Origin of the sequence: Enterobacter sp. BNK-18 (genome assembly GCF_047456135.1) — a bacterium.
Classification (GTDB): Bacteria; Pseudomonadota; Gammaproteobacteria; order Enterobacterales; family Enterobacteriaceae; genus Enterobacter; species Enterobacter ludwigii.
On sequence record NZ_CP179899.1, the window covers coordinates 1,862,171 to 1,878,437 of the forward strand.

Here is a 16,267-nt window from a genome sequence, read left to right on the forward strand (position 1 = left end):
CTTAGTTTCCTTGCGGCAATCCGTTCAGCTCAGCCTGGGTATTTTCAGGCGACACCAGCAGAGTAATTTCCACCCGGCGGTTACGGGCACGGTTTTCCGGCGTATTGTTAGGTGCCACTGGATTAATCTCGCCGCGGCCTTCCGCTTTCACACGTTCAGGTTGAGAGAGGCTTCCCTGCAGCATTTTCTGAACTGACCGGGCACGTTCCAGCGACAGTTCATAGTTAGAGGCAAAGCGCGCACTGCGAATTGGCACGTTGTCGCTGTAGCCCACCACCAGAATTTTACCGCTGACGTTATTCATGGCCTGTGCAATACGGTTTATCACCGGCTCATAACGGTCACGTACCACGGTTGAGGCGGAAGCAAACAGGCCGTCCCCTTTCAGGATCACCACGCTACGGTCCGCTTCATCTTTTACCGCAACCAGACCGGCTTCAATTTCCGGCTTCAGGAAACCACGCAGGTTCAGCACCGCAGGCAGCTGGCGGGCAGGTTGCTGGATAGTCGTTTCGGGAAGCTGTGACTGATAAATTTTTGCTAATACCGGGTTGGTGCTATCGCCAAGCCGCCAGTTAAGCACGATATAGAACAGGCAGGCGATAAACCCGGCCAGCGCCACGCAGGCCCACAGAGGTACCATGGGTCGCCATAGCTTGCGCAGTACCGGACGATCTTCCGGATGCGGAGAGAGCTGTGGCGGGTAACTGCCACGCACGCCGCGAATCATCTGCCACAGCCGTTGCTTGATGGTTTCAAGCTGGGTGCGGCCATTATCCAGCACCCGATAGCGTCCCTCGAAGCCGAGCAGCAGGCAGTAGTTGATCATCTCCAGTAGCAGAATATGTTCGCGCGGGTTTTGCGACAGACGCGCCAGCAGCTGGAAGAACTTTTCGCCGCCCCAGGTTTCGTTATGAAACGTCACCAGCAGACCATTGCTGGACCAGACGCCGCTGCTGCCCCAGGGGGTGAGCGCGGCGGCCTCATCAAGTGCCGTACACAGGCAGTAACGTGCCCCGACGATCACCTCATAGGCCAGACCGGCCTGCTGACAGCGCACTTCGAACCGGCGGATCTCATCGATCAGGCGCTGGCGCAACGCCACCTGATCGTCATGTGATACCGAATGACGGATTTGCGGAATCGCATTGAGCAGCGGATTGGCGGCCGCCACCAGCTGATTGTTGCTACTGGCTCCGGTAAACGCGGCATCACTGCCGGTATCCTGTCGTTCCTGCATATTAAGCGCTCGCTTTATTATTCAGTCGGGCTACGGATGGCCCAAAACTCCATATCAAGTCCCGGGAACTCGCCTGCGAGATGCAGGGCGAAAGCGCCGGACTTATCCATCTCGTGCCACAGCTCGCTCCCCTTCTCCAGTTCGAAGTAGCTGTAGCCTGCATGCCAGGGGATCTGCGGCGGTGCGACCGGCATGGCGCGCAGCATAATGCCAGGCAGTTGCAGCTGAACCAGATCGCGAATTTTCGAGACTGGCGCCACTTTCATCTGGGCAGGGAAATGGGTTTGCAGGTGTTCGCCCGGCACGTTGGCTTTGACCGCCAGCACGAAACCGAACTCACGCACCATGCTGGTTTCCGGCACGGTCGCGATGTTCAGACCGTGGGAACGCTCGTTAAGCGGCAGCTGAATGGCATGGTCTTCCATCACCAGAGACAGCCCCTGACGCAGCAGCATCATCAGTTTGCTGAAGCAACCCGCGAGGTCGTCGTGATCGTAAATTGGCAGCACGCTTTCAGCGGTACGCTGAGACGCCCAGGTGGCGAGCTCGGTCGCAAACGGCAGCCAGCTGCGCCAGAGCGTTTCCGGATGCAGCAGCGGAAGCGTTTTTAAATGCGAAACCTCTCCCAGATGGCGGTTCACCAGTGAGAGCAGCGTGAATTCAATCAGTTCCGAGGTATTAAAGCGGCCAGGCTGGCGCAGACGACCGCCAATTTGCTGGCTGCGCTGCACCAGTAAGCCGTGCAGATCGTTAATCATGCTGTAGATCTGCGGGCTGTTATTGGCATTCAGCATCGGCGGAATGTAGCTGCTATCGAGACGCACGTGGTTATCGTTGCGTTTCTCGGTCACAAACGCCACACCGATAGCGGTCCACTCTGCCGTTACATCTTTTTCCAGCATCAGGGTCAGACGCAGGCGGCCAAACTGTACGGTGGCATCGCCTACCGACATGGCGTTGTCGTCTTCCACCTCTTGCTCAAAGGCGATGAAGCGCGCCAGCGAGGCCGGCTCTTCACTGAAGATCACCTCTTCTCTCTCTCCACGGCGAACCGGCAGTGCGAGCACCACCTTTTCATTGGTGAGATTGTCAGGGATTTTCAGCGGCACCGGACCATTGCGGCCGTTGCGCACCTGGAAAAAGGTTCCGTCAGGCAGCAGTCCACTGCAGTAGCTCAGGGCAATGCATCCCTGGCGCAGCATCGCTTCGTCCAGCTCAACGTCGAGAAAGCCCCAAAGGTATGAACGCTGCAGCGCACCCCATTCACGAACGTGGTTGAGCAGATAGCTTTCAGTCCGCTGAAAATGGTGTGGGCGCAGGAACATGCCTTCGGTCCAGACGACCTTTTCTGCTTTCGTCATGATGATGTAATTCCTGTTATGAAGCACGTTACTGGCTGATGACCCGGATGCCATTCACGTCGAGAAAAACGTTGGCCTGGAGTTCATCCGCTGACCATTTCCAGAACTGGTAGATATGGTTTTCGCCTGGCACAGGCAGAGGGAGTGAAACGCGCCATTTTTTGCCATCCAGCATCTGATATTCCGCCATCACACCAATGTAGCGGGCGTCGGGAGAGCTCTGTCCACTCAGGGTTTTCGAGAGCTGACCCGGCATCAGGAAGAAAACATCGCTGTTCAGCAGATTCGCGCCAAGCGTGGCTGACGCGTTGTTCTGCAGGGAATAGAAGTCGCTGGACATGAAATCCGCATCGGATTTCAGCAACAGCACTCTGACTTTTAGCGGCGCAGATTCATTGATTTGTGGATGAGCCTGAAACTGCAGATTGTAGCGGGAAGGGTCGCTGTGTGAAGACGACGTACAACCACTGACAAGGGCGAAAATCGCCGCGTAAAAGACGGACCACAACCAATGAAAATTTTTATTATTCATAAAAATACGCTCAGGGACGCGGTTTAGTTCAGGATCCAGGTACCGTTAGCGCTGTCTTTGCAGGCTTTGCTGTTACCGTCCACATCAACACAGGTTGCCTTCTTACGCACTTTCGCACGCTGGGCCTGCTTACGGACGGTCGCTTCGTACTGATCGGCTTTGATCACTGCACGCATCGGGACGTAGCCAATCAGTTGATCATTTCCCTCATCGGCAAGCGCCATCCAGTAGTGCTCAACCTGACCCAGGACCACATACGTTTTACCGGTTTCCAGGGTACGGATAACCTTTCCGCCGAAGTCAGGACGGCTCATCAGCGAGGCCGGATACATGGCACGATACGGCTCATTGAGCTGAGTAAACTCTGCTGGAGGTAAAACAGCATGACGGTGAGTTAACGTGACGCCATTGACCTGGCTGGTCACGATCGTGTCGTCGTTGATCACAGGTTTCTGCGGCGCTTTACAGCCCGCCACCGCCATTACAAACAGAAGTGAAAACAGTACGCGCATTTTCATATGCTTTTCCGTAGCGATATTTCGATGATGGAGATAAAGGGGATGAAGTTTGACTTAGGTGCTATTGTTAAAATAGTCAGTATATTTTCGGGGCGTTACTATTTAAGGGCATAGCTACCGCACGAGCCCTTCAGAATAAGGCCCAGCGTCTTCCTGACATATTTTGACAAACGGTAAGCAAGTTTACATGAGCTTGCCACCAATTCAATATTTACCGCTTCATAACTGATGGTTAATGAAGCACTCGAGACATTATAGGATTAATCTGAGAAAAAAATACGATTTAGCTAAAATCGTCTATTCCCCTCAAGCCAAAATCACATATCCATCTGATTTAAAATGAAATTCCACAAAAGAGAATCACTTTCATTAACGCAATAACCCTATTACTGCTACTACCATAATTAGTAGAATCTGGCTTTATGCGGGGCGAAGAAAATATATCCAATATGAATTATTTGTTGCATTATCGAGATAACTTTCAATTTCAGCCAGACCTGTCTCAATATATGAAATTGTTTCAGGGAAACTGAGAAAAGTTAATTTTACACCTCAAAATAAGTTTGTCTTTTAATCTCCCTTTCGGATTTAATCTGGTAATTTTCCGCTATTAACAATTAAGCACAGCTACATATTCCTGGTTAAAGCGACGATTAATTTGCACCGATTCCTCCTGCCTGCAGGGGTCTTCGTCGCCCTGCCCTTCAGCCACCTTCATCTGAAATTTAACGCTGACTTCATCATCGCTTCGCTTTCGCCATAGCGCAGAGTGAACAGGTGATAGATAAGATTTATTATAAAAATGATAAAATTTCGTTATAATTTCTTTAAATGTTTACGCCGATTAGCTTGTAAACCACTGTAAAATATAGCCATTCAATTCAATGCATTTAACTTTGCTCTGGCCTCTGGTAACAGACGCCATCATTGTTTTCGCTTATTGGCAAACCCGGTGGTTTATGGGCGCAGGTGATGTCATGACCGCACAAGTCAGGAGTTGGTATGAATAAGAAAAGACGCTCAGTTCCCGGTATCAGGCACTATGACGGCCCAGCCGGTGGCTGGGGGGCGTTAAAGGCGACGGCCATTGCGGTACGTACCCAAATGGATACGCTGGATGCCCCCGCAACTCTGCTGCGCACAAACCAGCCTGACGGTTTTGACTGCCCTGGCTGTGCGTGGCCCGATAAAGAACACAAATCCACGTTCCAGTTCTGTGAGAACGGGGCGAAAGCCGTCACCTGGGAAGCCACCAATAAACGCGTCACCACGGATTTTCTCGCCAAAAACAGCGTGTCCTCGCTGCTGGCTAAATCTGACTTTGAGCTGGAAGGTTACGGTCGTCTCACCCATCCTCTACGCTATGACCGGGCAAGTGATACCTTCCAGCCAGTGGAATGGGACGACGCTTTCCAGCGTATCGGTGAGGTGCTGCGCGGTCTTGAGCCTGACCAGGTCGAATTTTATACCTCCGGCAGAGCCTCGAACGAAGCAGCGTATCTGTTCCAGCTGTTCGCCCGCGAGTACGGTACCAATAACTTCCCCGACTGCTCGAATATGTGCCATGAAGCCACCAGCGTCGGTTTACCCCGTTCCATTGGTATCGGGAAAGGGACCGTCTCACTTGATGACTTCGATAAAACGGAGCTGGTTATCTCCATTGGTCATAACCCTGGGACCAACCATCCGCGGATGATGGGCACGCTGCATGAGCTGGCTCGCCGCAACGTACCGATTATCGTTTTTAATCCCCTGCGCGAGCGCGCGCTGGAACGTTTCGCGGATCCGCAAAGCGTTATTGAGATGGCAACCTACAGCTCTACCGATATCGCCTCCACCTATTTCCAGGTGAAAGCCGGGGGCGATGCCGCTGCGTTAAAAGGGATCGCAAAACACCTGCTGGAGATGGAGAACGAACGCGGAAACGTGCTCGATCGCGCCTTTATTGCTGAACACACCCAGGGCGTTGAGGCGTTTACTGCGGATATTGCGCAAACCGACTGGGAGGCCATTGAGCGTGAGTCCGGGTTGAGCCGGGCAGCGCTCAAATCCGTGGCCGAGGCCTACGCAAAATCGAATGCCACCATCATCACCTACGGGATGGGCATCACCCAGCATAATAAAGGCACCGCGAATGTCCGCCTGATCGCTGATCTGTTGCTGCTGCGCGGTAACATTGGCAAACCCGGCGCGGGGATATGCCCTCTGCGCGGCCACTCGAACGTTCAGGGTAACCGCACCGTGGGTATAAGCGAGAAACCGACACCGGCATTTCTCAACCGCCTGAAGGAGGTATTCGGTTTTGAGCCCCCTGCCCACCACGGCCATGATGCGGTGCAGGCAACGCAGGCCATGATCGACGGACGTGCAAAAGCGCTGATCTGTCTGGGGGGAAATTTTGCGGTGGCGATGCCCGATCACGAGAACGGTTTTCCGGCAATGAATACGCTGGATTTGAGCGTGCACATCGGTACCAAGCTCAACCGCACCCATTTGCTGGTGGGGAAAGAGACCTTTATTTTACCGTGCCTCGGTCGTACCGAGCTGGATGTCCAGGCCACCGGACGCCAGTCCATTACCGTGGAAGACTCGATGTCGATGGTGCATGCCTCTTCCGGCAAGCTGAAACCCGCCTCTCCGCGCCTGCGCGCTGAGCCGGCCATTGTCGCCGGAATGGCGCAAGCCACCCTGCGGGAGACCCGCGTGGACTGGATGACGCTGGTTGAGAATTATGACCGTATCCGCAACCTGATTGAGCAGACCATTCCGGGCTTCGAGAATTACAATGAACGGATCCGCATTCCCGGTGGTTTTCGCATGCCGCTGCCGCCCACAGAACGTATCTGGCCAACGGCGACGGGCAAAGCGATGTTTTCGGTTTTCGACGGCGTCAATGAGAACGCCAGTGGTGAAGGCGATAATGTGCTGCGCCTGATCACGCTGCGCAGCCACGACCAGTACAACACCACCATTTACGCCCTTGATGACCGCTACCGCGGCGTCTTTGGCCGTCGCGATGTGCTGTTTATGAATGAAGACGATATGGCGCAGTCAGGCCTGGAGCATGGCGATCGCGTGGATATCGAAACCGCCCTGCCGGGGAGCGTTCAGCGTCTGGAAGACATTACCGTTGTGGCCTACAGCATTGCGCCGGGTTCCGTCGGAGCTTACTACCCGGAGGCCAACGTACTGGTTCCGCTTGATTATCTGGATAAGGACAGCGGTACGCCGTCTTATAAATCGGTTCCGGTCCGCCTCATCCTGCGTTCGAAAGAGATCCGCATGCTGTAAGGCTTTCAACGCAGAGAAATACGATGGATATAAAACAGTTAAAGTACTTAATCGCACTCGATCAGACCCGGCATTTTGGTAAAGCAGCCTCGCAGTGCAACATCACCCAGCCGACCCTCTCCATGCGTATTCGCAGCCTGGAAGAGGAGCTGGGGCTGGTGCTGATTACTCGCGGGCAACGTTTTGAAGGCTTTACGCCCGAAGGTGAACGCATTCTGGCATGGGCGCGCGCGGTACTGGCCGCTCACGACGGCCTGCAGGCCGAAGCCTCGCTGTGCAAAGGGCAAGTGGTGGGTGAATTGCGTCTGGGAATGGTGCCGCTGGCCAGCGTGGATCCGATGATCTTCATCCGCCAGCTGACGCAAAAATACCCGGAGCTGACCTACAGCCTCTACTCAATGTCCTCGCAACAAATTGCCGACGGCGTCAGCCGGAATCAGCTTGAACTGGGGATTTGCTACCTGAACAGCATCGACACCCGTCCGTTTGACATTATCCAGCTGCCAAAAACCGAAATGGGTTTGCTGCACGATATCCGCCATTTCCAGCTGGATCAGGAGACGCTGACCTGGCAGGAACTGATGGCATTTCCGCTGGGGTTTCTGACCAAGGGGATGCATTATCGCGAGCATATGGAGGTGAGCTTTAAATCTGCCGGCATTAATCCCGAGTCTGTCTTCGAAAGCGATTCCACTTTCCAGATCATTCAGGCGGTACAAAGCGGCGTCTGCTGTGCCGTGATGCCGCTGAACAACGGGCTGGAGAACCTGAACAGCCACTTCCGGATAACCCCCATAACCGACTCGAACATCGAAGCCCCGATCGGCCTGATCATGCGTCGACAGGCTCCCGTCTCCTCACTGGCACTGCGCTGTTTCACCGACGCGCAGGCGCTTTATCTTGCGGAGAACAACGGCATTGAGTGAGGTCATGTGATAACGCGTCAGTCGAGCAATACCGAATAAGACTGACGCGTCACCACACTGAACCCGCCGATCAGCACCGCCTTGCAAACGTCCCGGTATTGCGGGGCATTCACCAGCGTGTTCAGCGCATCACGGAGAGCGTTAAGCGTTTCAGGGGATGTGTTGTGCGCGGTAATCAGCGGTAACCCGGGTGTCAGGGGAGTACTGTCGATCGCCGCCAGCCCGTCGAGCAACGCCGGTTCATGACGCTGCAGTAGCGCGTACGTCACGCAGTCGATAGCGGCGATATCGCCCTTACCCTCTTTTAGATCAATCAGCGACTGGCGATGGCTGCCGCTAAAGGTCGTCCGGGCAAAATAATGGCCATCGGGTGCAAGTGGCGCCACTTTTTTTCGCAGGGCGTGATAACCGGACTGCGAATCCGCAGAATTGCATACCGCCCATCGGCCGCGAAAATCAGCCAGTGTCCGGGTGCGCTTCTGGGCGCGCGTCACCAGAAGGCTACGGTAATAAAACGCTTCGCAGCCCGGCGCCTGGTAGTGAAAACAGCCCACGACCTGTACGTCCGGCAATTGCGTCATCAGCGGGTAGCCGCAGGTCTGGCTGAGGACAAGCCCGGGCTGCTGCCAGTGGGCCAGCAGAGAATCATCGGGTACGCCCTCGCTCACCGGCACGCCGCGTTCGGCAAGCAGGTGCTGTACCGCTCGCCAGAGGGCATCGGTGTCGGCGCGATTGATGGCATACATCGGAAACGCCAGCGGGTTACTCATGACTTCCCTCGTGTTGACGCCCAGGGTGAGCGGTGACGTTGACCGCCCGCCCCCAAAACTGTCGCATCCATTCACTATAACCCCTGACCACAAAACCATGGTTACGCTTCTGGTACGCCGCCCGGTTTTGCAGATAGACGCTTTTTAGCCCATACCACGGAACACCCGGTAAATCGTGATGGACTGAATGGTAGTTAAGATTTAAAAACAGCACCCGCCAGAACAGCCCTGCTTCGTTGATGACAGAACGCGCCAGCGGATCATCCGCCGCGCGATGTTCATAAAAGGAGCGCACTTTAGTCAGCGCCAGCGCCGGATAACTTACCGCCAGCACAAACCAGACGGGCGAGAAACCGTTGTGCATCATCCAGGCAAACAGCGCTGCCAGCAGCAGCGCGTGGACGAGCCACATTGCCATTGCGCGCAGGTGAAAATGGCGAAACGCCGTCACGGCGCTGGCCAGCGTCTGCAGGATATCCAGCAGCGGTGCCAGCAACAGCCGGCCGCAGAAGGTATTTCGTGCATGGATCACGCGCTTGTGCCAGGGCGAAAAGCGTGCCCAGCTCTCCTCGGTAAAATAGTACGACTCCGGGTCATCCACCGGGATCGTCAGGCTATCGTGGCGGTGATGGGCAAGATGAGAGTCCCGGTACAGACCATACGGATACCACACCGCCAGCGGAAGCGTGCCAAACAGCGCGTTAAGCCAGGCAAACCGCGTGGGATGGCCGTGGATCAGTTCATGCTGGAGTGACATATACCAGGCGGTAAATCCGATGAGCAGCAGCGTGGCGGGCAGCAATCCCAGCGTTTTCCAGTACGCCAGCGTGGCAAACCAGCCACTGTAAAGGGTGATGATGACGATCCACGTGGGCAGTTCGCTTCGCCACAAAAACCCCGAGGCGAGGTGGTGAATTTGATCGCGTTGTTGCTGATGTAAATAGAGGGAGCTTCGTTTACCCATGCCTTCAGACGCCGTTTCGCCAGAGAGAATGCCCTGACGATCGGGGAAAACGCCTGAAATAACAAAGAACTTATATCGCTTTGCTTTGCCAGAAACGCGGGCAGCGCGAGATCTCCCTCTCGTTCGCAGCTTGACTTATTTTGCAATAAAGGTACTTTTCAGGACATGAAGAAGATCCTGATTATCGTCCCTGACGGCGGCATGCTGTTTGAAGCCGCCGGTATCGCAGACATTCTGATGCAGGCGAACCGGCTGCATCCGGAAGGCCTAGCCCATCCCTGTTACCGCATTATCATCGCCACCACCCAGCCTCACCAGGTGATCCACGGCCAGTCCGGCCTCAATCTGCTGGCGGATTATCGCCTGCCGGAGCTGGATCCGCGTGAACCGCTTGATACGATTATTATCACCGGCCGCGGAATGAACGAGCAGGAGAGCACGGCGGTGGTGGACTGGCTGCATCTCGCTGCGCCACACGCGCGGCGGATAGCCTCCATTTGCGGCGGCGCGATGCTGCTGGCCCAGACCGGCCTGCTTGATGGACGCCGGGCGACCACCCACTGGCGGCTGCTGGAGACCCTGCAAACCCAGTACCCGGCCATCCATGTGGAAGGTGGCCCGCTGTATATTCAGGACGGTCCCATCTGGACCTCCGGTGGGGTTAGCTCCGGGTTTGATTTGACCCTGGCGCTGGTGGAAGACGATTACGGTTTTACCCTCGCTCGCGAGGTGGCGCAGGATATGGTGATGTATCTGCGCCGCCCCGGCGGGCAGCTGCAGTTCAGTCGCTATAATCTTCAGCAGCCCGGCACCTCCGGCCCGATAAGCGACCTGCAAACCTGGATCCTGGAGAACCTGACCGCTGACCTGTGCGTGGAAAATCTGGCGCAAAAAGCGGCGATGAGCCCGCGCAATTTCACCCGCGTGTTCACCCGTGAAACGGGCGCCTCTCCGGCGCGTTATGTCACCGAAGCACGCCTTGCCGCCGCCCGGCAACTGCTTGAACAGACCAGCTACCCTCTCGAACGCATTGCTGAGCAGAGCGGGTTTGGCAGCAGCATCAATTTGCGTCGCGTCTTTGAGAAACAACTCCACCTCACGCCTGGCGAGTATCGTCAGCGCTTCCACTGTCGCAAAATGGCATAATGTGATCCTTTTTTGTCGTTTACGCCATCCGGCCTGACGCCTACAGTGACTCCAGACAACAGAGATAAGGAGTGCACTATGGTTAAGGTCGGCATTAACGGTTTCGGCCGTATCGGACGTAATTTCCTGCGCGCGGCGCTGGGTAACCCGGATGTGCAGATTGTGGCAATTAACGATCTGACGGACAGCAAAACCCTCGCCCATCTGCTCAAACATGATTCCCTTCTCGGCATGCTGCCGGCTCCCGTTGAAGCCGCGGACGGGGCACTGCAGGTCGATGGCCAGCGGGTCGTCGTCTTTAGCGAACGCGATCCGGCGAATATCGCGTGGCGTGACGCCGGCGTTGACGTGGTTATTGAAGCCACTGGCTTCTTTACGGAGCGGGAAAAAGCAGCCGTGCATATCACGCACGGTGGGGCTAAGCGCGTCATCATCTCCGCCCCCGGCAAAAACGATGACCTGACGGTGGTCATGGGCGTCAACCATGAACAGTACGATCCGGCTCAGCATTACGTAGTGAGTAATGGCAGTTGTACGACCAATGGTCTGGCCCCCGCCGCTCAGGTTTTGCATCAGCAGTTCGGGATTGAACATGGCCTGATGAACACCACGCACGCCTATACCAACAGTCAGGCACTGCACGATCAGCCAGAGAAGGATCTGCGCGGTGCACGTGCGGCAGCGCTGTCGATTGTGCCTTACTCCAGCGGTGCGGCGAAAGCGCTGGGGAAAGTGATCCCCTCACTTGACGGTAAACTGACCGGGTATTCCCTGCGCGTGCCGGTTCCGGTGGTGTCGATTGTGGATTTGACGGTAACCCTGAGCCGTGACGTTACCGTCGAGGAGGTGAATGACGCCTTCCGGAAAGCCGCTGCCAGTGGCCCCCTGAAAGGCATTCTGGGTTACAGCGATGAACCGCTGGTTTCCAGTGATTATCAGGGCGACCCGCGCTCGTCAATTATCGACGGGCTCTCCACCCTCGTGATTGGCGGCAAAATGGTGAAGATCCTGGCGTGGTATGACAACGAATGGGGATTCTCAAACCGTCTGGTGGATCTGGCGGTGCTGATGGATAAGAAAGGGTTGTAACCTTCCCCCCGTTCCCACTCTGAATGGGTGTCGCTGCCCGGTAGCCTTTCGCTGACCGGGCACGCGTTCGTCACTCTGCTTTGACTTTCACGGCCATAAACACAATTACCATGGCCGTCACCAGCAGGAAACCGCTGCCCGCGAAGACGCCGCTGGCACCGTTGAGGTCGAATACCGCCCCGCCCACTGCCGCACCGGCGCTTATCGCCAGCTGGATAGAGGCCACCAGCAGACCACCCGCACTTTCGGCTTCATCCGGCACGGTGGTGGCAAGCCACGTTGACCAGCCCACCGGTACCAGACCAAACGCAAAGCCCCACAGCGCAACCAGTAACCCGTCCAGCATCGCCAGATGACCAAACGCCACCATGGTGAGAGCAAGCACGCCCATCGCGAACGGTACCAGTGCCAGCGTCAGGCGCAGGTTACGCGCCAGCAGATGCCCGGCGACGGAGGTGCCGATGAAGTTGGCAATCCCAAAGCCCAGCAGGATCAGCGAGATGCTCTCCACGCTCGCCTGCCCCACCGTTTCAAGGAACGGACGCAGGTAGGTAAAGAAGGCAAAGTGGCCGCTGAAGATAAGAATGGTCGCCAGCATGCCGCCAATCATCCCCGGACGACGCAGCACGCGGAACAGCGTACTCAGGCTGCCGCTGCTTTCTGGCTTCATGGACGGCAGTACCCAGAGCTGCCACAGCAGCGCCAGCATGCTCGGCAGAATGCAGAGAATAAAGACGTTACGCCAGCCAATCAGGCTACCCAGATAGCTTCCCAGCGGCGCCGCCACCACCGTCGCAATCGAGACGCTGGAGAAGATCACCGCCAGCGCTTTCGGCACTTTATCGGCGGGCACCAGGCGCATCGCCGTGGCGGTCGACATCGCCCAGAATCCCCCGATCGCCACACCCAGCAACAGCCGGCCCATCAGCAGGACGTGCAGCGTGGGCGCAAAAGCCACCAGCAGGCTGGAGATGATCTGCAGCACCGAGAAGAACATCAATACCCAGCGACGGTCGATATTTTTGGTGGCCGGCGTGATGAGCAACCCGGTGACCAGCGCCACCAGCGCAGTGGCCGTCACCGCTTGTCCGGCCATCCCCTCGGACACCCCCAGGCTCGCGGCCATCGGCGTCAGCAAACTGGCGGGCAGGAATTCTGCTGTGATCAGGCCGAATACGCCGAGCCCCAGTGAGTAGACGGCTCGCCAGGCGGGTTTTGCAGGCGTGACCGCCTCTCTCGCCACGACACATGAATTCATCTGTTGTTCTCCCGTTATAAAAATGTGACAACTGTCGCAAAAGCATAGTGGGTTCACCCTGGACGATCTATGACATATAATCTCCACTTATTGATTATTCGTCCGGAGTTGCGTCATGACCGTTCAGTCACCCGATTTGATCAGCGAACTTTTGCGCGGCATGCGCCTGTCGGGCGTGAAATACCGTCGGATTGAGGCCAGCGCGCCGTTTGGCGTGGCGTTTCACCAGGCGCCCGGCAAAGCCCAGTTCCATTTTGTCAGCCACGGCAGCGCCCTGTTGCGTATGGAGAGTGGCGCCACCTTCACGCTGAATGGCGGCGACGCCCTTTTTATCCCGAACGGCAACGCCCATGCCCTGCTCTCTGACGAGCACGCCAGCATTACCCCGGTCAGTGCATTCCCCAGCGAGCCTATCTGCGGTTCGGTCTGCGCGATCACCTGTGAGCCGTGTCCGGAAAGCGAGAACACCATCATCTTCAGTGGATGCATGGATTTTGAACTGGGTGGGATGCAGCCGCTGATCAAGGCGATGCCGGAAGTGATGATGGTGAGCCGGCTGATGTCCACATGGCCGGAAATTCATCCGCTGCTGGCAGCGATGGAGCGGGAATCAATGACCCGCCAGGCCGGATTCGCCGGGATCCTCGCGCGACTTGCCGACGTGGTGGCCGCGTTGATCGTGCGTGGCTGGGTTGAAGGAGGCTGCGGCAAAGCTACCGGCTGGGTGCAGGTATTGCGCGACCCGCGTTTGAGCCGGGCCATTTACGCCATGCATCAGCAGCCAGGCCTGAACTGGAGCGTGGCGGATCTGGCGAAAGAAGCGGGCACTTCCCGCTCCGTGTTTGCTGAACGTTTTCTGGCGGCCACGGGAACCACACCGGCAAAATATCTCAGCGAACTGAGGATGCGGCTGGCCATTCAGTACATCCGCCACGAAAATCAGCCCATTGAAACCGTCGCGTTGCGTCTGGGGTACGGTTCACTGGCCGCGTTCAGTCGGGCATTTAAGCGCATTATTGGGCATGCGCCGGGCACGTTGCGCGAGACCAACCAGACCCCGGAAGAGGTCTGAGCCAGGCGTTATCGCTGCGTATTTTTTGCCAGTCGCCTTTCGCGATTTAATTATGGGGCGTGCTAAGGGAGCACCTTGCGCTATTACGGAATAAAAGAGCATTCCGCGCATATTATTATCGCGCCATGATTTGCGCCCATTGATTAAATTAAAAGCAATATAATTATTTATCATAAAAAAGAATTATCTTTCATCGAGATAGCAAATTCTCCCAATCCCTTCCGGCGCATAACCAGACGGTAAATTGTCTGGTTATGCGCAAAATGGGATATTCGACACGCGAAGCGGCCAATATTCGTCTAAGGTTTTCAGGTGATTGATAACAGCGGCAACGCTGCTCAGCGAATACAGGAGATGAACCGATGATAAGACCTCGTACACTACGCCCTGCTCTTTTGCACCTGGCTTTGGGCGGCGCGTTACTCGGTGTGACAACATGGGGTTATGCGGAAGAACAACTTACCACCCAGACAAGCTCCCCCGATATTTTACTTGGTCCTCTCTTTAATGATGTGCAAAGTGCCAAACTGTTTCCCGATCAAAAGACCTTTGCTGACGCCGTGCCGAAAAGCGATCCGCTGATGATTCTGGCGGATTATCGTATGCAGCGCACCCAGTCTGGCTTCGATCTGAAGCACTTTGTGGAAATGAACTTTACGCTGCCAGCGGAGGGTGAAAAATACGTCCCGCCTGCCGGGCAAAGTTTACGCGCGCACATTGATGACCTCTGGCCCGTGCTGACCCGCACCACCGATAAAGCGAGTAATAAGTGGGATTCCCTTCTGCCGCTGCCTAAACCCTATGTCGTACCTGGTGGACGTTTTCGCGAGGTCTACTACTGGGACAGTTATTTCACCATGTTAGGTCTGGCTGAGAGTGGCCACTGGGACAAAATCAGCGATATGGTGGACAACTTCGCTTACGAGCTGGACAGCTGGGGACATATCCCGAACGGCAACCGCAGCTACTACCTGAGCCGCTCCCAGCCTCCGTTCTTCGCGCTGATGGTCGAGTTACTGGCGACCCATGACAGCGATGCGCTGAAAAAATACCGTCCGCAAATGGAGAAAGAGTACGCCTACTGGATGGAGGGGGCCGACACGCTGCAGGCCGGACAAGCCAACAAACGTGTAGTGAAGCTGGACGATGGCTCAGTACTCAACCGCTACTGGGATGACCGCGATACGCCGCGTCCTGAATCCTGGCTCGACGATATAACCACCGCTAAAAGCAATCCTAACCGACCGGCCACGGAGATCTACCGCGATTTACGCTCAGCGGCCGCCTCGGGGTGGGACTTTAGCTCCCGCTGGATGGACGATCCGCAAAAACTGGGCACGATCCGCACCACCAGCATTGTGCCTGTCGATCTTAACGCCCTGATGTTTAAGATGGAAAAACTGCTGGCCAGGGCAAGCCAGGCATCCGGCGATACCTCCGCTGCCAGCAAGTATGACGCGCTGGCGACCGCGCGTCAGAAAGCGATCGAGAGCCATCTGTGGAATGATAAAGAGGGCTGGTACGCGGATTACGATCTTAAGAGCAAAAAGGTGCGTAATCAGCTTACGGCAGCCGCACTTTATCCGCTCTATGTGAAGGCGGCTTCGCAGGATCGCGCTGATAAGGTCGCTGCAGCGGCATCGTCACGCCTGCTCAAACCGGGCGGCATTTCCACCACCACCATCAACAGCGGCCAGCAGTGGGATGCACCTAACGGCTGGGCACCGCTGCAATGGGTGGCGACGGAAGGGTTGCAGAATTACGGACAGGATAAGGTGGCAATGGATGTGACCTGGCGCTTCCTGAAAAATGTTCAGCATACCTATGACCGCGAACAGAAGCTGGTAGAGAAGTATGACGTTTCGAGTACCGGTACAGGGGGCGGTGGCGGTGAATATCCGCTGCAGGATGGCTTCGGCTGGAGCAACGGCGTGACGCTGAAAATGCTGGATCTGGTCTGTCCGAAAGAGAAACCGTGCGACAGCGTGCCGGAGAATCAGCCGGCGGCAAACGATGCTGTCGCACCGGCGAAAAGTACGGCGCAATAAAGCGGCCGCATTCCCTCACCCTCTCCCGCCAGGAGAGGGTGAATGGGCCGTC

Annotated in this window: 13 protein-coding genes; 6 read left to right on the plus strand and 7 right to left on the minus strand. The window is 56.2% G+C overall.

Features of this window, described 5'->3' with window-relative positions; all coding sequences use genetic code 11:
• Position 1 precedes the first annotated feature (1 nt).
• The 4 genes from ACMGG3_RS08920 to ACMGG3_RS08935 are packed head-to-tail and all read right to left on the minus strand — an operon-like array spanning position 2 to position 3,651.
• Positions 2-1,240, minus strand: a complete 1,239-nt coding sequence (locus ACMGG3_RS08920) for a DotU family type VI secretion system protein (RefSeq protein WP_014170554.1) — start codon at positions 1,238-1,240, stop codon at positions 2-4.
• A 17-nt stretch (positions 1,241-1,257) separates the two neighbouring features.
• Positions 1,258-2,601 carry a type VI secretion system baseplate subunit TssK gene (gene tssK / locus ACMGG3_RS08925; RefSeq protein WP_020883454.1) on the minus strand — a complete coding sequence of 448 codons (1,344 nt, stop codon included), beginning with the start codon at positions 2,599-2,601 and terminating at the stop codon, positions 1,258-1,260.
• 28 nt (positions 2,602-2,629) lie between these two features.
• Positions 2,630-3,133: a type VI secretion system lipoprotein TssJ gene (tssJ, locus tag ACMGG3_RS08930; RefSeq protein ID WP_014170556.1), complete on the minus strand. Its 504-nt coding sequence runs from the start codon at positions 3,131-3,133 to the stop codon at positions 2,630-2,632.
• A 23-nt stretch (positions 3,134-3,156) separates the two neighbouring features.
• The gene (locus ACMGG3_RS08935) at positions 3,157-3,651 is read right to left on the minus strand and encodes a hypothetical protein (protein ID WP_014170557.1); all 495 of its coding nucleotides are present in this window, start codon (positions 3,649-3,651) and stop codon (positions 3,157-3,159) included.
• Between the two features lie 1,002 nt (positions 3,652-4,653).
• On the opposite strand from ACMGG3_RS08935, the gene ACMGG3_RS08940 reads away from it, so the two are divergent.
• Together ACMGG3_RS08940 and ACMGG3_RS08945 are read left to right on the plus strand one after the other, a co-directional pair.
• The gene (locus ACMGG3_RS08940) at positions 4,654-6,942 is read left to right on the plus strand and encodes an FdhF/YdeP family oxidoreductase (RefSeq protein WP_185791134.1); all 2,289 of its coding nucleotides are present in this window, start codon (positions 4,654-4,656) and stop codon (positions 6,940-6,942) included.
• Positions 6,943-6,965: 23 nt separating this feature from the next.
• Positions 6,966-7,868 carry a LysR family transcriptional regulator gene (locus ACMGG3_RS08945; RefSeq protein ID WP_020883452.1) on the plus strand — a complete coding sequence of 301 codons (903 nt, stop codon included), beginning with the start codon at positions 6,966-6,968 and terminating at the stop codon, positions 7,866-7,868.
• A 17-nt stretch (positions 7,869-7,885) separates the two neighbouring features.
• Here ACMGG3_RS08945 and ACMGG3_RS08950 read toward each other — a convergent pair whose 3' ends face one another.
• Both ACMGG3_RS08950 and ACMGG3_RS08955 read right to left on the minus strand, forming a co-directional pair.
• Positions 7,886-8,638 (minus strand): phosphate/phosphite/phosphonate ABC transporter substrate-binding protein, encoded by a 753-nt coding sequence (locus ACMGG3_RS08950; RefSeq protein ID WP_063215232.1) that lies wholly within the window; start codon positions 8,636-8,638, stop codon positions 7,886-7,888.
• Complete coding sequence (locus ACMGG3_RS08955; RefSeq protein WP_414149799.1) at positions 8,631-9,602, minus strand: fatty acid desaturase; 972 nt, start codon at positions 9,600-9,602, stop codon at positions 8,631-8,633. Before ACMGG3_RS08955 ends, ACMGG3_RS08950 begins: the two co-directional genes overlap by 8 nt.
• A gap of 165 nt (positions 9,603-9,767) precedes the next feature.
• Between ACMGG3_RS08955 and ACMGG3_RS08960 the strand changes: the two genes are divergently transcribed.
• Both ACMGG3_RS08960 and gap read left to right on the plus strand, forming a co-directional pair.
• On the plus strand, positions 9,768-10,748 hold the full coding sequence (locus tag ACMGG3_RS08960; protein WP_059305786.1) for a GlxA family transcriptional regulator: 981 nt from the start codon (positions 9,768-9,770) through the stop codon (positions 10,746-10,748).
• A 78-nt stretch (positions 10,749-10,826) separates the two neighbouring features.
• A complete protein-coding gene (gene gap / locus ACMGG3_RS08965) occupies positions 10,827-11,837 on the plus strand; it encodes a type I glyceraldehyde-3-phosphate dehydrogenase (RefSeq protein WP_414149800.1) in 1,011 nt (336 codons plus the stop codon).
• A 70-nt stretch (positions 11,838-11,907) separates the two neighbouring features.
• On the opposite strand, the gene ACMGG3_RS08970 is transcribed toward gap, so the two are convergent.
• Positions 11,908-13,095 carry an MFS transporter gene (locus tag ACMGG3_RS08970; RefSeq protein WP_414149801.1) on the minus strand — a complete coding sequence of 396 codons (1,188 nt, stop codon included), beginning with the start codon at positions 13,093-13,095 and terminating at the stop codon, positions 11,908-11,910.
• A 115-nt stretch (positions 13,096-13,210) separates the two neighbouring features.
• Between ACMGG3_RS08970 and ACMGG3_RS08975 the strand changes: the two genes are divergently transcribed.
• Both ACMGG3_RS08975 and ACMGG3_RS08980 read left to right on the plus strand, forming a co-directional pair.
• Positions 13,211-14,167, plus strand: a complete 957-nt coding sequence (locus tag ACMGG3_RS08975) for an AraC family transcriptional regulator (protein WP_044858527.1) — start codon at positions 13,211-13,213, stop codon at positions 14,165-14,167.
• Between the two features lie 362 nt (positions 14,168-14,529).
• The gene (locus tag ACMGG3_RS08980; protein WP_050736973.1) at positions 14,530-16,215 is read left to right on the plus strand and encodes an alpha,alpha-trehalase; all 1,686 of its coding nucleotides are present in this window, start codon (positions 14,530-14,532) and stop codon (positions 16,213-16,215) included.
• Positions 16,216-16,267: the final 52 nt, after the last annotated feature.